15 protein-coding genes are annotated in these 17,966 nt (G+C 39.7%); 14 read left to right on the top strand and 1 reads right to left on the bottom strand.

Annotated elements, in window-relative coordinates; genetic code table 11:
• Positions 1-3: 3 nt before the first annotated feature.
• From glmM to NZ900_00365, 9 genes are all read left to right on the top strand, one after another.
• Positions 4-1,314 (top strand): phosphoglucosamine mutase, encoded by a 1,311-nt coding sequence (gene glmM, locus NZ900_00405; GenBank protein MCS7232558.1) that lies wholly within the window; start codon positions 4-6, stop codon positions 1,312-1,314.
• On the top strand, positions 1,315-2,673 hold the full coding sequence (gene trkA / locus NZ900_00400) for a Trk system potassium transporter TrkA (GenBank protein ID MCS7232557.1): 1,359 nt from the start codon (positions 1,315-1,317) through the stop codon (positions 2,671-2,673).
• Positions 2,674-2,675: 2 nt separating this feature from the next.
• Positions 2,676-4,118: a TrkH family potassium uptake protein gene (locus NZ900_00395; protein MCS7232556.1), complete on the top strand. Its 1,443-nt coding sequence runs from the start codon at positions 2,676-2,678 to the stop codon at positions 4,116-4,118.
• Between the two features lie 538 nt (positions 4,119-4,656).
• Positions 4,657-5,163 carry a TRAP transporter small permease subunit gene (locus tag NZ900_00390; GenBank protein MCS7232555.1) on the top strand — a complete coding sequence of 169 codons (507 nt, stop codon included), beginning with the start codon at positions 4,657-4,659 and terminating at the stop codon, positions 5,161-5,163.
• Positions 5,160-6,500 carry a TRAP transporter large permease subunit gene (locus NZ900_00385; GenBank protein ID MCS7232554.1) on the top strand — a complete coding sequence of 447 codons (1,341 nt, stop codon included), beginning with the start codon at positions 5,160-5,162 and terminating at the stop codon, positions 6,498-6,500. Before NZ900_00390 ends, NZ900_00385 begins: the two co-directional genes overlap by 4 nt.
• A gap of 29 nt (positions 6,501-6,529) precedes the next feature.
• Entirely contained in the window at positions 6,530-7,576 is a 1,047-nt protein-coding gene (dctP, locus tag NZ900_00380) for a TRAP transporter substrate-binding protein DctP (protein MCS7232553.1), read from the top strand.
• Between the two features lie 88 nt (positions 7,577-7,664).
• Entirely contained in the window at positions 7,665-9,335 is a 1,671-nt protein-coding gene (gene ilvD / locus NZ900_00375) for a dihydroxy-acid dehydratase (protein MCS7232552.1), read from the top strand.
• A gap of 145 nt (positions 9,336-9,480) precedes the next feature.
• Entirely contained in the window at positions 9,481-10,872 is a 1,392-nt protein-coding gene (locus NZ900_00370; protein ID MCS7232551.1) for an aminotransferase class III-fold pyridoxal phosphate-dependent enzyme, read from the top strand.
• A 44-nt stretch (positions 10,873-10,916) separates the two neighbouring features.
• Entirely contained in the window at positions 10,917-11,954 is a 1,038-nt protein-coding gene (locus NZ900_00365) for an aminotransferase class I/II-fold pyridoxal phosphate-dependent enzyme (GenBank protein MCS7232550.1), read from the top strand.
• On the opposite strand, the gene NZ900_00360 is transcribed toward NZ900_00365, so the two are convergent.
• Positions 11,905-12,846 carry a TIGR00269 family protein gene (locus NZ900_00360; protein MCS7232549.1) on the bottom strand — a complete coding sequence of 314 codons (942 nt, stop codon included), beginning with the start codon at positions 12,844-12,846 and terminating at the stop codon, positions 11,905-11,907. The two genes, NZ900_00365 and NZ900_00360, sit on opposite strands and share 50 nt — an antisense overlap.
• 42 nt (positions 12,847-12,888) lie before the next feature.
• Between NZ900_00360 and NZ900_00355 the strand changes: the two genes are divergently transcribed.
• The 5 genes from NZ900_00355 (at position 12,889) to NZ900_00335 (ending at position 17,948) form a co-directional block, all read left to right on the top strand.
• A complete protein-coding gene (locus NZ900_00355) occupies positions 12,889-13,983 on the top strand; it encodes a radical SAM protein (GenBank protein MCS7232548.1) in 1,095 nt (364 codons plus the stop codon).
• Between the two features lie 96 nt (positions 13,984-14,079).
• Entirely contained in the window at positions 14,080-14,712 is a 633-nt protein-coding gene (locus NZ900_00350; protein MCS7232547.1) for a GntR family transcriptional regulator, read from the top strand.
• A complete protein-coding gene (locus NZ900_00345; GenBank protein MCS7232546.1) occupies positions 14,709-15,503 on the top strand; it encodes an electron transfer flavoprotein subunit beta/FixA family protein in 795 nt (264 codons plus the stop codon). Before NZ900_00350 ends, NZ900_00345 begins: the two co-directional genes overlap by 4 nt.
• Before the next feature lie 11 nt (positions 15,504-15,514).
• On the top strand, positions 15,515-16,528 hold the full coding sequence (locus tag NZ900_00340; GenBank protein MCS7232545.1) for an electron transfer flavoprotein subunit alpha/FixB family protein: 1,014 nt from the start codon (positions 15,515-15,517) through the stop codon (positions 16,526-16,528).
• Position 16,529: 1 nt separating this feature from the next.
• A complete protein-coding gene (locus NZ900_00335; protein MCS7232544.1) occupies positions 16,530-17,948 on the top strand; it encodes an FAD-binding oxidoreductase in 1,419 nt (472 codons plus the stop codon).
• Positions 17,949-17,966 lie beyond the last annotated feature (18 nt).

The following is a 17,966-nucleotide window of genomic DNA, read 5'->3' as shown; positions in this document are numbered from 1 at the left end:
AATATGGAGCTTTTTGGAACTGATGGAATTAGAGATATAGCTAACTCGGGAAACATGAAGCCAGAGGTGGTTTTAAAAGTAGCTAGAGCTTATGGTTTTTTGCTTAAGGAGAGTAAAGAGAAACCTATAGTGGTAGTTGGTAAGGATACTCGCTTAAGTGGCTATGCTCTTATCTCTGCGTTAATAGCAGGATTTCTTTCATCTGGTTGTGATGTAATCGATGTTGGAATCTTATCTACACCAGGAATTTCTTTCTTAGTTAGGGAGCTTAAAGCTGATGGCGGAGCAGTAGTTTCTGCCTCACACAATCCTTATGAGTATAATGGGGTGAAGTTTTTTAATTCGTTTGGAGAGAAATTGTCTCCTGAGTCAGAATTAATGATAGAAAGGATGCTTGAAAAAGATTGGGGGTTGCCAACAGGGATATATTTGGGCAAGCTCTATAAGGTAGATCCAAAGGAATACTATGTTCCTTTTCTTCTTAAAGTAGCCAAGGGTCTTAAACTTGATGGCTTAAAAGTTGTAGTTGATGCTGCTAATGGTGCTTTATTTGAGATAGCTCCCTTAGTATTTGAAAACCTTGGTGCTGAGGTTATAAAAGTAGGTTGTGAACCTGATGGAATAAATATAAATGCTGGAGTGGGATCTACCTCTACAGGTGAGATGGTATCGGCAGTGGCGAGAGAAGAAGCTTATCTGGGTTTTGCTTTCGATGGTGATGGAGATAGGGTTATGCTTTCTGATTCACGAGGTATGATAGCTGATGGGGATGTGATTCTTTATCTTGCAGCTTCAAAACTTAAGCCTAGTGCTGTGGTTGGAACGGTAATGAGCAACCTTGGACTAGAGGAAGTGTTGTCTTCCATGAAAATAGGCTTTATAAGGGTTCCTGTAGGAGATAGGTGGGTTTATGAAGAGGTGAAAAAAAGGGATTTGCCTTTAGGAGGAGAGCCTTCAGGCCATGTAATCTTTAGACCTGAAGTTTGTACGGGTGACGGTATGGTTACAGCAATAAAGATACTAACCTTCGGTGAGAGCCTTGAACATTATATAGATAGTTTTCCCCGTTACCCACAAAGAATTTGGAATATAAGGGTTAAAGATAAAAACAGCATTATTTCATCAGCTTTGCTTCAAGAGGAGTTAAATAGGATTTCGGAAAGCTGGAAAAAGAGTCTGCGTGTCGTTTTAAGGCCCTCTGGAACGGAGCCTCTCATTAGAATTATGGTTGAAGGGAAAGATCCATTGCTCGTTGATAGTATTGGCTTAAGGCTTGCTCAACTTATTATTTCTTTAGATGAGGAGGGGCGTTAGATGAGGGTTATAGTTGTGGGTGCTGGAGAAGTAGGCTTTAATCTTGCAAAGGTTCTTTCCAATGAGGGACATGATGTTGTGGTTATAGACAAAGATGAGAAAAGGATCTCCGATATTCAAGAAAGACTTGATGTACTTGCTATACAAGGAAGTGGTTCCCAACTTTCCGTTCTTGAAGAAGCAGGAGTTAGCGAGTCTGACATGCTTATAGCCGTTACAGATAGTGATGAAACTAACATCGTAGCTTGCCTTATAGCTAAACAGCTCGGCGTTAAGAGAGTTGTAGCAAGAGTTCAAACTTTGGAGTATGATGAACCTACAGGAATGGTTGCTCAAAGAATAGGTATAGATTTAATTATTAACCCTACAAGGGTGGTCGCCTCTGAGATATTTCACCTGCTTCAGGTTCCTCCAGCATCTCAGGTTATGGAGTTTGCTTCTGGTAGGGTTGTAGTATATTTACTTAGGGTTTCAAGTGATGCTCCTGCATTAGGGAAAAGCTTAGTTGAGATATCTAAAGAGATTGATGGCACTTTCTTAGTAGTAGGTATTATACGTGGTGGTGGAGCTTTTATCCCGCATGGTAGAAATAAAATAGAAGCTGGAGATAAAGTTTTTGTAGTAGGGAAGAGAGAGGATCTTTATAAGCTTTCCATCTATTTAGGGGCTGAGTGGAAAAAGCCTAAGAAAATAATGCTTATTGGGGGAGGGGAAACGACTTATTGGCTTGCTAAGATGTTAGAGGAGCATGGCTTTTCTGGTTTGAAAGTAATAAGTAAGAGTGCTGAAAGATGTGGTATGCTTGCAGATAGTCTTTCTTCCAGTTTGGTAATTCAGGGAGATGGAACGGATTTAGCTCTTCTTAAAAAAGAAGGAGTTTCTGAAGTAGATGGTTTTGTTTCTTTGACTCAAAATGATGAAGTGAATCTTCTTTCCGTTCTTCTCGCAAAAAGCCAGGGTGCCAAAAAGGGAATAGCTTTAGTTAAAAAGTCTGATTATGTTAAGCTTGTAGATTATCTTGAGAAGATCGATGCAATAGTTAACCCGAGACTTGCTACGGCAAGTAGTATACTTAAGCATGTTTGGCGAGAGGATATTTTATCGATTGCTCTGGTTGAGGAAGCTAATGCTAGAGTTGTAGATGTTAAAGTTGGTAAGGGTGCGAGAATCACGGAAGGTAGATTGCGTGATCTTCCGTTACCTGAGGGTTTTCTTGTGGGAGCTATCGTTAGAGGGGAGGATGTTATAATTCCTCGAGGCGAAACGAAACTTGAAGAGGGAGATGAAGCTGTGGTTTTCTTGATGGGCGAAATGATTAAGGAAATTCCAGAGTGGTTTTCTGAAAGGGGAGAATCTTAAAGTTGCGGTTCAGAGTTGTTTCATATCCAGTAGGCTGGCTTTTCCTCTTTTTAGGTTTATCAATGATCCCTTCTATGGCTTGGTCGTATTATTTTAATGAAAGTGCTTTTCCTTTTATTAAAGCTATTCTTGTATCTATAGCTTCAGGTAGCTCTTTAATACTTCTTGGGGAGAAAGGAGAGGAGTTTACTCCAAAGGAAGGTTTTGGGGTTGTTGCCTTTGGGTGGTTGGGTTGTGCTGCTTTAGGGGCGCTTCCCTATTACTTCAGTGGATTTTTTGAGCAGTACGTTGATTGTTTTTTTGAGTCTATGTCGGGTTTTACTACTACAGGAGCAAGTATACTTAAAGATATAGAAGTTCTCCCCAAGGGGATACTTTTTTGGAGAGATTTTACTCATTGGCTTGGTGGTATGGGAATAATAGTTCTTTCTCTTGCTATTCTTCCGGCTCTTGGTGTTGGTGGTATGCACCTTTTTAAGGCTGAGGTTCCGGGTCCTGTGGCGGAAAAGATAAAACCTCGTGTTAGAGAGACTGCAAAGATACTTTGGGAAGTTTATTTCATAGTTTCGGCAGCTGAAACCATCTTGCTTTATGTGGGTGGTATGAACTTATATGAGGCTTTGTGTCACACCTTTGGAACTGTTGCAACAGGTGGTTTTTCACCCTTTAATAAAAGTATAGGTTATTATAATAATCTTTACTTTGAAATAGTTATAACAGCTTTTATGTTCATAGCAGGAGCCAACTTTGCTCTTCATTATCGCGCGTTAAAGGGAGATCTAAAGGGGTTTATTAAAGACGATGAGTTTAGGTTTTATGTAGGTTTTGTGTTAGTTGGTGTAGTCTTTGCTACGGTGTTTTTGTATTTAAGTGGAACTTATAGTAATATAGGAGACTCTATTCGCTATGCCTCTTTTCAGATAGTTTCTATCCTAACGACTACAGGTTATGTTACTACAGATTATTCATCATGGCCTCCCTTTGTTCAGTATCTTCTCTTGATTTTAATGTTTGTCGGTGGGTGCGCTGGATCTACAGGAGGAGCCATGAAACACGTTAGAATTTTAATCTTGCTTAAGGTTTTTAAGAAAGAGCTTTATAGGTTAGTTCATCCTGAAGCTGTTATATCTATTAAGTTAAATGGTAAACCGCTTCACTCTAACATGGTTGATTCTGTTTTAAGCTTTTTTATGATTTATATGTTAGTTTTTATTGTATCGTCTTTGGTAATAGCTGCTATGGGATATGACCTAATCACCTCTATAGCTTCAGTTGCAGCTACCTTAGGAAATATTGGACCTGGTCTAGGAAGGGTTGGTCCTGCCGAAAACTACGCTTTCTTTAATCCGTTTGCTAAGTGGTTATTAAGCTTCTGTATGGTAGCTGGAAGACTTGAGCTTTACGCTATATTGCTTATATTCCTTCCTGAAACTTACAGGCGTTAATGCTTGGTTCTTTCCCTCTTTCTTTATTTTCACCATTTCTTTAGTTGTTCCTCTCTTAACTTCTTTTTATTGAGCTTTTGACAGCTTCTTTTTGACTTATTAAAAATTCGCTGAGCTTCTCTTGCTATAGTTATTCATTTCTTTATCTTCATAAAGCTGTATTTCAGAATCAATTATTACAGGTTTAAGTATCTTAGGATCTCATGTGTAGTAATGTCGACAACCACCATCTTGTTTTCTATATTCTTTACTCTGCTCTTATAAATTTGGCACTCGCCTTTGCCCCCTGGATTAAAGATGGGGACAAGATTCTCCTGTATAGGTATGCTGAATTAATTTTTTAGGTATTATGTTAGAAGAAGCTTTAGTGGTAATCCTGATATTTAGTGTTTAAAAAGTTTTTGTATCAAGGGGATTTGTACCTTGACGCTATAATTTTCATAGGTGTATAATGAATAGTGTACTGGGTTTTAGTATAAGTGAAGGTTTTTGTTCAGCTTGATATGGGGGTTAGGGTATAAAAAGGGGGTGGTTCTGTTTGAGAAGCATTCTTAAATTCATCGATCTTGTTAATGAGAAGATAGGAATGCAAGTTGGGTGGTTAGCTGCGGTTTTAGTTTTAATAGGAGTTATAGGTGTCATTCGAAGATACCTTCTTCATCAGTCTACTGCATGGGAGTATGAGCTTATAATTATGTCAGGAGCAGCCATGTATGTTTTATCATGGGGCTATGTGCTTCTTCGGAATGCTCATACTCGTGTTGACATCCTCTACGCTCGTTTATCCCCTCGGGGGAGAGCGTTAATAGATGCTATAGGTTCTATCTTTCTTTTCTTTCCTTTAATAGGTACGATGGTTACCTCTTCTTATTCTTGGATGGTTTTCTCAATCTCTATTAAAGAAACATCAGCAACCACATATGTTTATCCTCCACTTTATCCTTTAAGGACAATAATCTTTATAGGCTTTTTATTGTTTTTCCTTCAAGGGGTTGCTTTTTTCATTCGTAATGTTTATTACGCGATAAAGGGTGAGTCGTTATGATTCTTACTCCGGAGACTATCACTGTCTTAATGTTTTTAGGGGTTTTCTTAGCAGTTATAAGCGGTTTTCCATTTGCCTTAGGTATAGGTACTGTCGGATTTGCGTTAGGAGCCTTGGTTTTTGGTCTTCCCAGCACCATAGAGCTATATTATAGCCGAATATTTGCTCAGATTACTAACTATACTTTATTGGCTATTCCTCTTTTTGTGTTCATGGGTAATATGCTTGAGCGATCTGGAATAACGGAGAGTCTTTTCGAGACCCTTTATATCTTGCTTGGCAGATTGCGTGGAGGGCTCGCTGTAGCTACCGTTTTAATGGGTACGATTTTGGCAGCTTGTGTAGGTGTCATAGCTGCTTCTGTTACAGCTTTGGCCTTGCTTGCCTTAGGTCCTATGGTTAAGCGAGGCTATGATAAAGCTTTAGCTAGTGGTACTGTTTGTGCTGCAGGTACTTTAGGAATTCTCATCCCTCCAAGCATAATGCTTGTAGTTTATGGACCTGCTGCGGGTATTTCCGTAGGTAAGCTTTTCTTTGGAGCGTTTTTCCCTGGATTTTTACTTTCTTTCCTCTATTGTCTTTACATACTTATTTACTGTTTGATAAACAAGGATGCTGGTCCGGCTGTCCCTCTTGAGGAAATCATAGGTATACCCTTATCGAGGAAACTTAAGATGCTTCTTGTTTCTCTTGTTCCACCAGTTATATTGATTTTAGCTGTTCTTGGTAGTATATTTTTTGGTATAGCAGCCCCAACGGAAGCAGCGGCCGTTGGAAGCTTTGCAGCCATCATTTTAGCTATAGCTTATCGTAGGTTTAGTTGGGGGATACTAAAAAGCGTTGCTATTGATACATTTCGCTTAAGCGGAATGGTTTTCCTTATATTAGCGATGGCTTCTGCCTTTGTAGGAGTTTTTCTTAAGGCTGGTTGCGGTGATGTGGTAGGAAACCTAATACTGAAATCGCCTGGAGGAAAGTGGGGAGTATTTATTGTAATAATGGCTATACTTTTCTTCCTTGGCATGTTCATAGACTGGCTTGGTATAGTTCTCCTTCTTGTACCTATCGTTACTCCTATTGCAGCAAAATTAGGATTTGATCCTATATGGTTTGCTATGATGGTTTGCGTGAACCTTCAGATGTCCTTCTTAACGCCACCTTTTGCTTATGCTATATTTTTCCTTAAAGGTACAGCTCCACCGGAACTCGGTATAGAGACAAATCATATTATTCGTGGTGTTATACCCTTTATAGTTTTGATAATGATTGGGTTAGCCTTGTGTGTAGCCTTCCCGCAGATAATTCTTTGGCTGCCAAGCAAGATGTTTACTCGTTAGTAATTTTAAAGAGAGGAGGTAGGTGAGTCATGAAGAAAAGGGTATGGTGGTTAATAGTAGTTGTTTGCCTAATAGTTGCTCTTTTTGTCGGGTTAGCTTATGCACAGCAGCAGAAGGTCTATACCTTTACAGGTCAATCTCGTATGCCGTCAGGAAACGTTTTCTATGAGTCTTTAGTACGGGCTTGTCAGAGAGCTGAGGCTGCAAGTGGTGGGAGGTTGGTTCTTAAGGTTAATCCAGCGGGAGCTATTTATCCAGCTACTAAAGAACTAGATGGAGTTCATAGGGGGGTTCTAGACTTTGCTGATACCTGTTATATGTACTATAGAGATAGGTGGCCTGCAGCTCCTATATTTACGGCTAAACCCGCTGGTATGTCTCCAGCTGAAGCCTTACTTTGGGTTCTCGAAGGAGGAGGACATGAGCTTATATTAGAAATGGTAAAGGATTATAACGTTCAGATACTTAGAAGCGCTGGTCAGATGGCACCGCCAGAGATATTCCTTACTACTAACAAACCTCTTAAGACTGTTGCGGATCTTAAGGGAATGAGGATTCGCTCGGCTGGAGATGGTGCGGCTATCTTAGATAGGTTAGGAGCTGCCTGTACGTTAATGCCTGTTGGTGAGGTTTTCGAGGCCATGCATCGTGGTGTTATCGATGCTTATGAAGTAGCGAGTCCTGCTGTTAACTGGACTATGGGTCTTCAGGAGGCTGGAAAGTACATCTATCTCTCTCCAGTAAGGCATCCTTATGAATGGAATCCGTTCTTCTTCAATAAGAAGAAATGGGAAGAACTTCCTAAAGATTTGCAGAACATTATAGAAGCTGCTTGGAGCGAGGAAGCCTTTGCTTACTATGCTAGGGCTGTAAAGGCAGACCTGGAGGCCTTGGAAAAGTTCCGTAAGGCTGGAATTCAGGTTCTTCAGTTACCTAAGGAGATAGAAGATGCCTTTATAGCAGAGGCTGATAAGTATTATGCAGAACAGGCGAAGAAAGATCCATTCACCGCTAAGGTTTTGGAATCTTATAATGGTTTCAAGGAGAAGTTTAGATCAGTTTGGCCGAAACCATAAATCTGCTTTAGTTAGCATACGTGTTTATGAATTGGCGGGGTGGTGAAAAGCTACCCCGCCATTATGTTAAGTAATGGGGGTGATTCTAATGTTAAGAAGTAGAAAGGTGGTCGAAGGGGTTGAAAGGGCTCCTCATAGGTCGCTTTTTTATGCTCTAGGGTATTCTCCAGAGGAGCTTAAAAGGCCAATTATAGGTATCGTTAATGCTGCAAACGAAATTATCCCTGGACACGTTCATCTTGATCTTATTTCTTATGCTGCAAAAAGAGGGGTAATGTATGCTGGTGGGACACCCGTAGAATTCCCTGTTATAGGTATATGTGACGGAATTGCCATGGGTCATGAGGGAATGAAAAGTTCTCTTCCTTCAAGGGAAGTTATTGCTGATTCTATAGAGCTTATGGTTAATGCCCATCAGTTTGACGGTGTTGTTCTTATCACCAATTGTGACAAGATAATACCCGGAATGCTTATGGCTGCTGCTCGACTTAATATTCCTGCAGCTATAGTTAGCGGTGGCCCTATGTTTTCCTCCTTGTATAAGGGGGAAAGTGTAGATCTTTCTACTGTTTTTGAATGGGTAGGAAAACAAAAGAAGGGAGAAATAACGGAGGAAGATCTTGAGGGTCTTGCTATGGTTGCTTGTCCTGGCTGCGGTTCCTGTGCGGGAATGTTTACCGCTAATACGATGAACTGTTTATCAGAGGGGCTTGGTATGGCCATTCCCGGAAATGGTACCGTTCCAGCTGGGTTCGATGGAATAAGAAAGAGAATAGCTTTTAGGGCTGGGATTAGGGTAGTTGAAATGGTGCAAAAAGGTATAAAAGCAAGGGATATAATGACAGAAAAGGCCTTTGAAAATGCTATAGTTTTAGATCTTGCCCTTGGTGGTTCTACTAATTCAGTTTTGCATCTTACCGCTATAGCACATGAGGCTGGTATAGAGCTTCCCTTGTCTAAGTTCGATGAGCTTTCAAAGAAGACCCCAACTTTATGTAAGATTTCTCCTGCAAGTAAACAACATGTAGAGGATTTAAACAGAGCTGGAGGGATACCAGCGGTATTAAAAGAGCTTTCAAAGCTTGGCCTTCTTCATCTTGATGCACTAACTGTTATGGGAGTGACTATGGGGGAACTTATAAAGAAGGCAGAGGTTCTTGATAGGAGTGTCATAAGAAGCGTTGAAGATCCTTATAGTCCAAGAGGTGGACTTGCTATACTTTGGGGGAATCTTGCTCCTGATGGCGCTGTGGTTAAGGAGTCTGCAGTAAAGAAGGAGATGCTTTATCATGTAGGTAAGGCGAAGGTTTTTAATTCTGAGGAGGAAGCCATAGAAGCTATATATGGTAAAAAGATTAGAGAAGGAGATGTAGTTGTAATTAGATATGAGGGACCAGCGGGTGGCCCTGGAATGAGGGAGATGCTTGGACCTACCTCTGCGATTGCCGGAATGGGACTTGATGGGAGCGTTGCTTTGGTTACCGATGGAAGATTCTCTGGAGCAAGTAGGGGTGCGGTTATAGGGCATATTTCCCCTGAGGCTCAAAGAGGAGGACCCATAGCTATAGTTGAAGATGGGGATGAAATAGAAATAGATATACCAAATAGAAAGCTTACCCTTCGTGTTTCTGATGAGGAAATAAAAAGAAGGTTATCTCGTTGGACTCCGCCACCTCCCAAGTATAGAACTGGATATTTAGCCAGGTATGCTAAGCTCGTTACTTCAGCTAATAGGGGAGCTATTTTGCTTAATGAATAAGCTTTTGGTTAAAATGGGGAGGTTTAACCTCCCCATTTTTGCTAATCTACTTTGTTTCTTTTGTTGCTATTTGGTATTATAAGGATAGCGAATTGAGGGTAAGAAAAGAGCTTTAATCAAAAGTTTGATTATGGGGGGTGTTCTTATGCGGTGGGAAGATGTAGAGAGGTATGTGTCTATTAAGGTTAGTGAGAATCTGAAGCAGGTTAAAGACTCTGATGAGTATATAGCATCTGCTTCAGGTCTTAAGTATTATCCATTATGTGTTGAAAGAGCTGAGGGTGCTAAAGTTTGGGATAAGGATGGAAACGAGTATATAGATTTCTTAACTAGCGCTTGTGTCTATAATGTAGGGCACAGGCATCCTAAGGTAGTAGCAGCTATAAAGGATCAGGTGGAGAAAGTTTTAAACTACACTATCGCTTATCTCTATGAGGAGCCACCCGTTAAGTTAGCTAAAAAGCTTGCTCAGATAACTCCTGGTAATTTCAAGAAGAGGGTTACCTTTGGGTTTTCTGGCTCTGATGGGGTCGATTCTGCAATTAAGGCTGCAAGGGCTTATACAGGTAGGAGAAAGGTTATAGCTTTCAGGGATTCTTACCATGGTACAACTTATGGTTCCTTGTCTTTAACAGGTATAGTTAAACCTGAGGTTAGAGGAAAGGTTTTCCCTATACCTGATGTTCACTTCGTCGAATATCCTGATCCCTATAGAAATATTTGGAATATCGATGGATACAAGGATCCTAAGGTCTTGAGCTCTAAAGCTTTGGAGGAAATCGAAAGCAAAATTAAGGAACTTGATGGTGACGTTGCTGCTATAGTTTTTGAACCCATGCAGGGAGATGCTGGGGTAGTTATTCCTCCTAAAGAATTTATCGTAGGCTTAAGAAACTTAGCCGATAAATATGGAATAGTTTTAGTGGATGAAGAGGTCCAGACCGGTATAGGAAGGACAGGTAAGTGGTGGGCTATAGAGAATTTCGATGTTGTTCCGGATATTATAGTTACTGCAAAAGCCTTGGGAGGAGGTATGCCTATTTCGGCTACTATTGGTAAAGAGGATATAATAGAAAGTGTTCCTCCACCACTTTTTGTTTTCACGCATTGTGGACATGCTGTTAATGCAAGAGCAGCTCTGGCTACGATTGAAGTTGTGGAAGAGGAAGGCCTTCTTGAAAGGGCGAATAAGCTTGGGAAGAGAGCTTTAGATGAATTTAATAGGATGAAAGATGAATTTGGTTTCATAGGTGATGTAAGAGGAGTGGCCTTCTTAATAGGTATAGATATAGTCAAAGATAGGGATAAAAAAGAGGCCGATAGGAATACAGCTCTTAAGATTTGTTGGAGGGCTTGGGAGAAGGGACTTATATTGGTAACCTTTGGTAAGGGAGGAAACGTTTTAAGAATCGCCCCGCCTTTGACAATAAAAGAAGAGGAACTAGAAAGAGCTCTGGATGTAATAGAGTCCTCTATGAGGGACGTTCGTGATGGGAAGGTTTCTGATGAGGTTTTAAGATTTCTAAGGGGATGGTAAGTTTTTATCTGTCCGGAAATAAAATAAGGAGAAGTTTACTTGTTTTGGAGAGGGAAAGTTATGTTGAAGAAGAAAGCCCAGGGAACAACTTGCTTGATTGTTCCCTGGGGCAAAATCCTTTTGGGGTATTTAAGAATATTTTAGAGGGTTTAGATTTAGAAGGTTTCGATTTAAGCAGTTACCCTGATCCTTATCATCATCGTCTTAAACAGGCTCTTGTGGAAAGATGGAAAAATCGCTTTAAAGAGGAAGATGTTTTTGTAGGTTCTGGTTCAATGGGATGTTTGGAGAAGATAAACAAAGCCTTTCTTAAGGAAAACTCTTTGGTCTTAGGCTATACCCCTCAGTTTACGGAGTACATCACTGAGGTTAAGATTTGTGGCGGTGTATATGAATATCTTCCTTTAAGTCCTAAAGACGGCTTTGAGTTTAATGCTGATATGTTTTTGGACAAGCTTTCTGAAGAGTATGCTCTTATTTACATAGATAATCCCAATAATCCTACAGGTCAATTAATTCCGATAGAGAGTATAAGGGCTATATTAGATAAGGCTTATAAATTGGGGGTTATAGTTGTGATAGACGAAGCATATGGAGATTTCATCGATGATGAGAGTTCCGCTATTAATCTTGATTATCCTAATCTTATAGTTGTAAGATCTTTCTCTAAGGGTTTTGGCTTAGCAGGCTTAAGGGTGGGGTACGCTGTTATAAAGGGTAGAGAGCTTAAAAAATTATACTCCAAGGTAAACTTACCATTTGCTATAAGTTCCCTTTCTGAAGAAATAGCTTTAAAAGCAATAAAAAACATATCCCTTATAGAAGAAAGCAGGGCTTACATAGCAGAAATAAAAGGAAAAGTCATAAGGTTTCTTTGTGATAGAGGCTTTGATTGCTCTAAAACCAGCTTAAGCGTTCCTATTTTTCTTTTGTGGAGAGAGAAAGAGAACCTTTATCTTTATTTTAAGGAAAGAGGGATACTTTGCATTGATGGTAAGAACTTTACAGGTCTTAACTCTTCTTATGTAAGAATTAGGATTCCTCGCTCTTTTGAAGATTTTCTTTCGAAATTTGAGATTTAGCTTTTATTCTATCAAGAAGTCTACAGAAAGAACACACTTCAGTTGTTGTGGGGTATCCGCACTTAATGCAGGGCTTAAGTTGAGCTGGTTTTTCTTCTCCGAAAATGTCATTTTTGATTTTTAAGAAACCCTTGTAAAAGCGTAGCTTAGTTCCGGGCATTCTTTCTTCTATTTGGTTTATAATACTTTTATAAAAGTGTGATGTGGCTCCCTCAGAAAGCGGACAGCCTTTACCGACATGATCTATGTTCATAATTTTAGCGTAACTTTCTATTTCTTCTTCACTGCATAAGACAAGCGGTTTTATCTTTCTAACAAAGCCATTAGATTCTTCAAGGGTTGGATTCTGTCTCTTTAGGTATTCCACTTGCCAATTAAGTATGTTTCCAAGGAGAATCGAACACTCATCATTAAGGTGATGTCCCGTAGCTATAACTTTATAGCCGTTTTGCAAAGCAAAGTTATTCATAATATATCTTTTTATCATGCCGCAGAATGCGCATGGTACTCTTCTCTCTAACTTCGATATACTAAGCAAGTTCATACCTAGGATTTCCTCTAAATTTACTTTAAAAAGCTTTCTAGAGAGTTTATTAGATAAATTTTCGCACTTTTTCCAGGATTCCTGGGAGAATCCTGGTATTCCAAGATCGATAAACATACCATCAGCTTCATATCCGATGTTTGTTAATATCTGCCATAAACTTAGACTATCTTTTCCTCCTGACACGGCTATAAGAACCTTTTCTCCATTATTTATCATTTTGTAAGATTTTATGCTTTCAATCACTCTTTTTTCTACAAAGCTCTTAAGATGATCCTCGCAAAGGGCTATTCTATGTGACTTTAAAAATACTACAGACTTTTTCTTACAAATTTTACAGAGCTTCAAGTCTTTCACCTCTTTATGATAAAATGTTTTTGGGATTTTGAAATGATCTGTCAGATATGTAGAAAAGAGCTTCCCATAGTTTCAAAGTTTTTAAAAGTTTGTTTGAATTGTATCAGAAATTTTCCAGAAGAGGCCTTTCCCTTTGTTCAGGAAGCTCATAGGGAAAGTAGAGAGAAATACCACCTTCCATTTCCTATTCCGCATGATCCTTTAGGGTTAAAGTGTAATTTATGTGCTAATGAGTGTCAAGTCCCTGAGGGTGAGGTTGGATTTTGTGGATTGAGGAGGAATATTGGTGGGAGGTTGATAGGTCCATTATCTGAGGAAGCTAAGGTTTCGTGGTATTTAGATCCTCTTCCTACTAATTGCGTGGCTGATTGGGTATGTCCTGCAGGAACCGGTTGTGGTTATCCTCAGTACGCTTATAAAAATGGTCCTGAATATGGTTATTATAACTTAGCTGTATTCTTCCACGCCTGTAGCTTGAATTGCCTTTTCTGTCAGAACTGGCAATTTAAGGAGCTTAGCCTTAGATCTGAGACTAGAAAAGTGGAAGAGCTAGTTGATTCTGTAAACTTCAAAGTTTCATGTATTTGCTTTTTCGGTGGAGATCCATCCCCTCAACTTCCCTTTGCTATAAAAGTTTCTGAAAAAACTCTAGAGAACACTAAGGGAAGAATTTTAAGAATATGTTGGGAGACCAATGGCTTAATGAATAGAGAGCTTCTAAAGAGGGTGATTGAGCTTTCCTTGATTTCTGGAGGTTGTATAAAAATTGACCTAAAAGCCTGGGATAAAAACCTTCACGTTGCATTAACAGGAATTTCTAATGAAAGGATACTCGATAATTTTGCTTTTATAGCTCAGTATATAGATAGAAGACCTCAAGTTCCTCTCCTTATAGCAAGCACATTGCTCATCCCTGGTTATATAGATGAGAGAGAGGTAGAGGGGATAGCTAAATTTATAGCCCAAATAGATAAGAATATCCCTTACAGGTTGCTTGCTTTTTACCCCCATTTTTATATGAGTGATTTGCCATTAACGTCTAAAGAGCTAGCTTATAGATGTTATGATGTGGCTATAAAAATGGGCTTGAAAAACGTTGCTATAGGAAATATACATCTTTTAAGGTGAGCTTTATTTTTTAAGCCGCTTGTGGTATACTGTATACAGTATACCACAGGGAGGTGATGGTAAATATCTCTACGGAAGGTTGAAAGACGGGATCTGCTGAATCATAAGGTTTATGAGATTCTTAAGGAGGCTATCTTAAAAGGGGATCTTAAAGGAGGTAGTAGATTGGTAGAGTCTCAGCTTGCTTCTCAGTTAGGCACAAGTAGAACACCGGTGAGAGAAGCTATTCATCGTCTTGCCGCGGAAGGATTGGTAGAACTTCTTCCCAATCAGGGTGCCTTTGTGGCTGAAATTTCCTTGAAGGATATAGAGGATGTCTTTCAAATAAGGAGCGCTTTAGAGGGACTTGCAGTAAGGCTATTTACGAGTAGATGTGGCATCACTGAGATAGAGAAGTTAAATCTTAAACTGAAAGAGATGAAATTAGCATGTGAGAGAAAAGATGTTATAGCTTATGCTGATTTAGATGCGAGTTTCCATAAGTTTATCTGGGCCTTTTCCGGAAATGATAGGCTTTTAAAGGTGCTTGAGAGTATGATGTCTTATATTGATGCTTATAGGCTTAAGTCTCTTTATGTTCCTGGGGTTATGGAGAGCTCTCTTAAAGATCACGAAGAGATCATAAGTCTCGTTAGTCAGAAAAAGGCTGAGGAAGTGGAAGAGCTTATGAGGGAGCATATAGAAAATGTGCTTAAGAGAATTAAGGGGATTGGGAGGGGAGAACCTTGAAAATTTGTGTATTGGTGAAACAGGTTCCTGCGACGGATAAGGTAAAGATGGATGAGAAGACTGGAACCATGATAAGAACAGAAATGGAGGCGGAGCTTAACCCATTAGATATGTATGCTGTTGAGGAAGCCGTTCGAGTTAAAGAGCGTATGGGTGGAGATGCCAAGATTACCGTGATATCTATGGGACCACTTATGGCAGCTGATGCTATTAAAGATGCTATATCTATGGGTTGTGATGAAGGTTATCTTATTTCCGATAAGCTTCTTGCAGGATCTGATACATGGGCTACTGCTTATACTCTCTCAGAAGCCATAAAGTATCTAGGAGGATTCGATCTTATATTTTGTGGCGAACGAGCTACAGATGGGGAAACTGGTCAGGTTGGACCAAGTGTTGCCTCTTTTCTTGGAATTCCAGCTCTAACTTATGTAAGTAAAATAGAAAAGCTCGAAAGGGGATATATAAGGGTATGGAGGGTAGTTGAAGGAGGGTATGAGGTAGTTGAAACGGATTTACCTGCATTGTTAAGTGTAGTAAAAGAAATAAATGAACCGAGATTACCTAATCTTTCTGGAAAGCTTAGGGCTAAGGAGATTCAGATTCCGATTCTAACAGTGGAAAAGCTGAACCTGGATAGGAAATTAATAGGATTAGAGGGTTCTCCTACAAGAGTTGTTAAAATATTTTATCCTAAGTTATCAAGAGGTGGGAAAATCATTTCTGGCAAGGATCCCTATAAGGCAGTTAGTGAGCTTATAGTTTTTCTTGAAAGTAAGGGAATATTATAGGAGGGATTTTGATGAACGAATCTGGAATACTTAGGGAGGTATGGACTCTTGGAGAGCAAAGGGAGGGCGAAATAAGCTCTGTTTCTTATGAGCTTTTAAATTGGGGTAGAGAGCTTGCAGACAAGCTTGGTGTTAAGCTTTCAAGTGTTATTATAGGTTGTGGGCTAAAGGATAAAGTAAGGGAGTTAATATATAGAGGGGCTGATAAAGTTTACCTTGTGGATCATCCTCTCCTTGAGCGTTTTAAGCCTGATGCTTATGCCCGTGTTCTTGAGGAACTGGTAAAAGAGTTTAACCCAGAGATATTTATTGCTTCGGCAACTACAGTTGGCAGGACTGTTATGCCTATACTTGCTGCAAGAATAAGGACTGGCCTTACAGCTGATTGTACTGGACTCGATATAGAACCTGAGACGGGGCTTCTTCTTCAAACGAGACCAGCTATTGGGGGTAATGTAATGGCTACTATTAAAACTCCCAATCATAGACCGCAAATGGCCACCGTTCGACCTAGATCGAGGAAACCACTGTCAAGGAATACATCTCGTTCTGGGGAAATTATATTAAAGGAGTATCCTGAAAGCCTTTATGAGTCTAAAGTAAGATTTGTTAGATTTATTAAAGATAATTCGTTGGAGGCTCCCATTCAGGAGGCTGATGTAGTTGTATCTGGTGGTAAAGGACTTAAAGGCGAGAAGAACTTTGGGATGGTTCGTGAGCTTGCTAGGCTCTTGGGAGGGGCTTTAGGAGCTTCGAGATCTGCTGTTGATATGGGATGGGTATCCTATCCTCATCAGGTAGGTTTAAGTGGGAAGACGGTTAGCCCAAGGCTTTATATGGCTATAGGGATCTCTGGTGCTGTTCAACATATTGCTGGTATGTCCTCCTCTGAGACGATCGTTGCTATAAATAATGATCCTGAGGCTAACATATTTAAGGTTTGTGATTTTGGAATAGTAGGAGACTTGTTTGAAGTGGTTCCTCTTTTAATAGAGAGGCTTAAAAGTTATAAGGAGGGAAGATAGTATGATTGAGGAATTTGGGAAGGTTACTCCCTCCTTTGTTAGGGAGTTGATAAGGATAGTTGGAGAAAGAGGGGTTATTTACGAAGATAAAGATGCTCTTGAGGCCTACTCTCATGATGAATCGGCTTTCAAATACTATGCTCGTATGCCTGATGTAGTTGTTAAACCTGAAAAGGTTGAGCAGATTTCAGAGATAATGAAATTGGCAAATGAGGAAAAGATACCTGTTACTCCAAGAGGCGCGGGAAGTGGACTTTCAGGAGGTTGCATCCCTCTATTTGGTGGAATAGTTCTTTCCTTGGAAAGGATGAATAGAGTTATAGAGGTGGATAAGAAGAACCTTGTTGCTGTGGTTGAACCAGGGGTTGTAACAAACGACTTGTGTAGGAGAGTTATGGAGGAGGGATTATATTATGCAGGTTATCCTATGAGCGTTGAGACAAGTTTTATAGGAGGAAATGTGGCGACAAATGCGGGAGGGAGTAAGGTAATAAAATATGGAAGTACGGGACACCATGTTTTAGGAATAGAAGCTGTATTTCCTAATGGGGAGGTTGTAATATTTGGAGGTAAAAGAAGAAAGGATTCAAGCGGTTATAACTTTGTGAAGCTGTTAGTAGGTTCTGAAGGGACCTTAGCGGTGTTTTCTAAAATTTACCTTAACTTGATACCATTACCGGGCAAAACGGTAGATTTATTGATTCCTTTTAAGAAGGTAGAGGATGCTGTAGATAGCGTGCCTTTGATCCTAATGGAAAGTAAAGAACTTCCATCAGCTTTAGAGTTTATAGATAAGGTTTCTATTGAGCTTAGTGCTAAGTATAACAACACGAGTTTTCCGTTTCAAGGCGAGGCTGAGGCTTTCTTAATAGTTCAGCTGGAAGGAAAAAATAGAACGGAATTGGAAAATATTTATGAAAAAGTGGGAAAAGCATTATTGTCTAAAGGAGCAATTGATGTTTTTGTAGCTGATAATAGAAGCGCCTCTGAAAGCATTTGGAAGGTTAGAAGAACATGGCTTGAGGCTCTTAAGGCAGTTGATCCTTATGTTTCCACAGGGGATGTGGTTCTTCCTACATCAAGTATTCCTGATATGATGTCCTTTTTGAGTGAGATGTCAAATGAGTATAAAGTTAAAATTCCAGTTGCAGCTCATGTAGCTGATGGTAACCTCCACCCAGCTCCTTTAAAACCATCGCATGTATCTTTGGAGGAATGGAGATATATCTCTGAGGAGATTCTTGATAAGTTAGCTTTAAAAGCAGCAGAGCTTGGTGGAGCTGTAAGCGGCGAGCATGGGATAGGTCTTCTTAAGAAAAGGGTCTTAAATGAAACCAAAAGAAAAGAAGTAGAATTGATGAAGAAGATGAAAAGAGTTTTTGATCCTAATAATATAATGAATCCTGGTAAGATATTTTAAAAAGCGAGGCGAAAAAAA

It is taken from the genome of Synergistota bacterium, assembly GCA_025060595.1.
In the GTDB taxonomy this organism is placed as follows: domain Bacteria; phylum Synergistota; class GBS-1; order GBS-1; family GBS-1; genus 42-11.
This window is presented reverse-complemented; position numbering and strand designations above follow the sequence as displayed.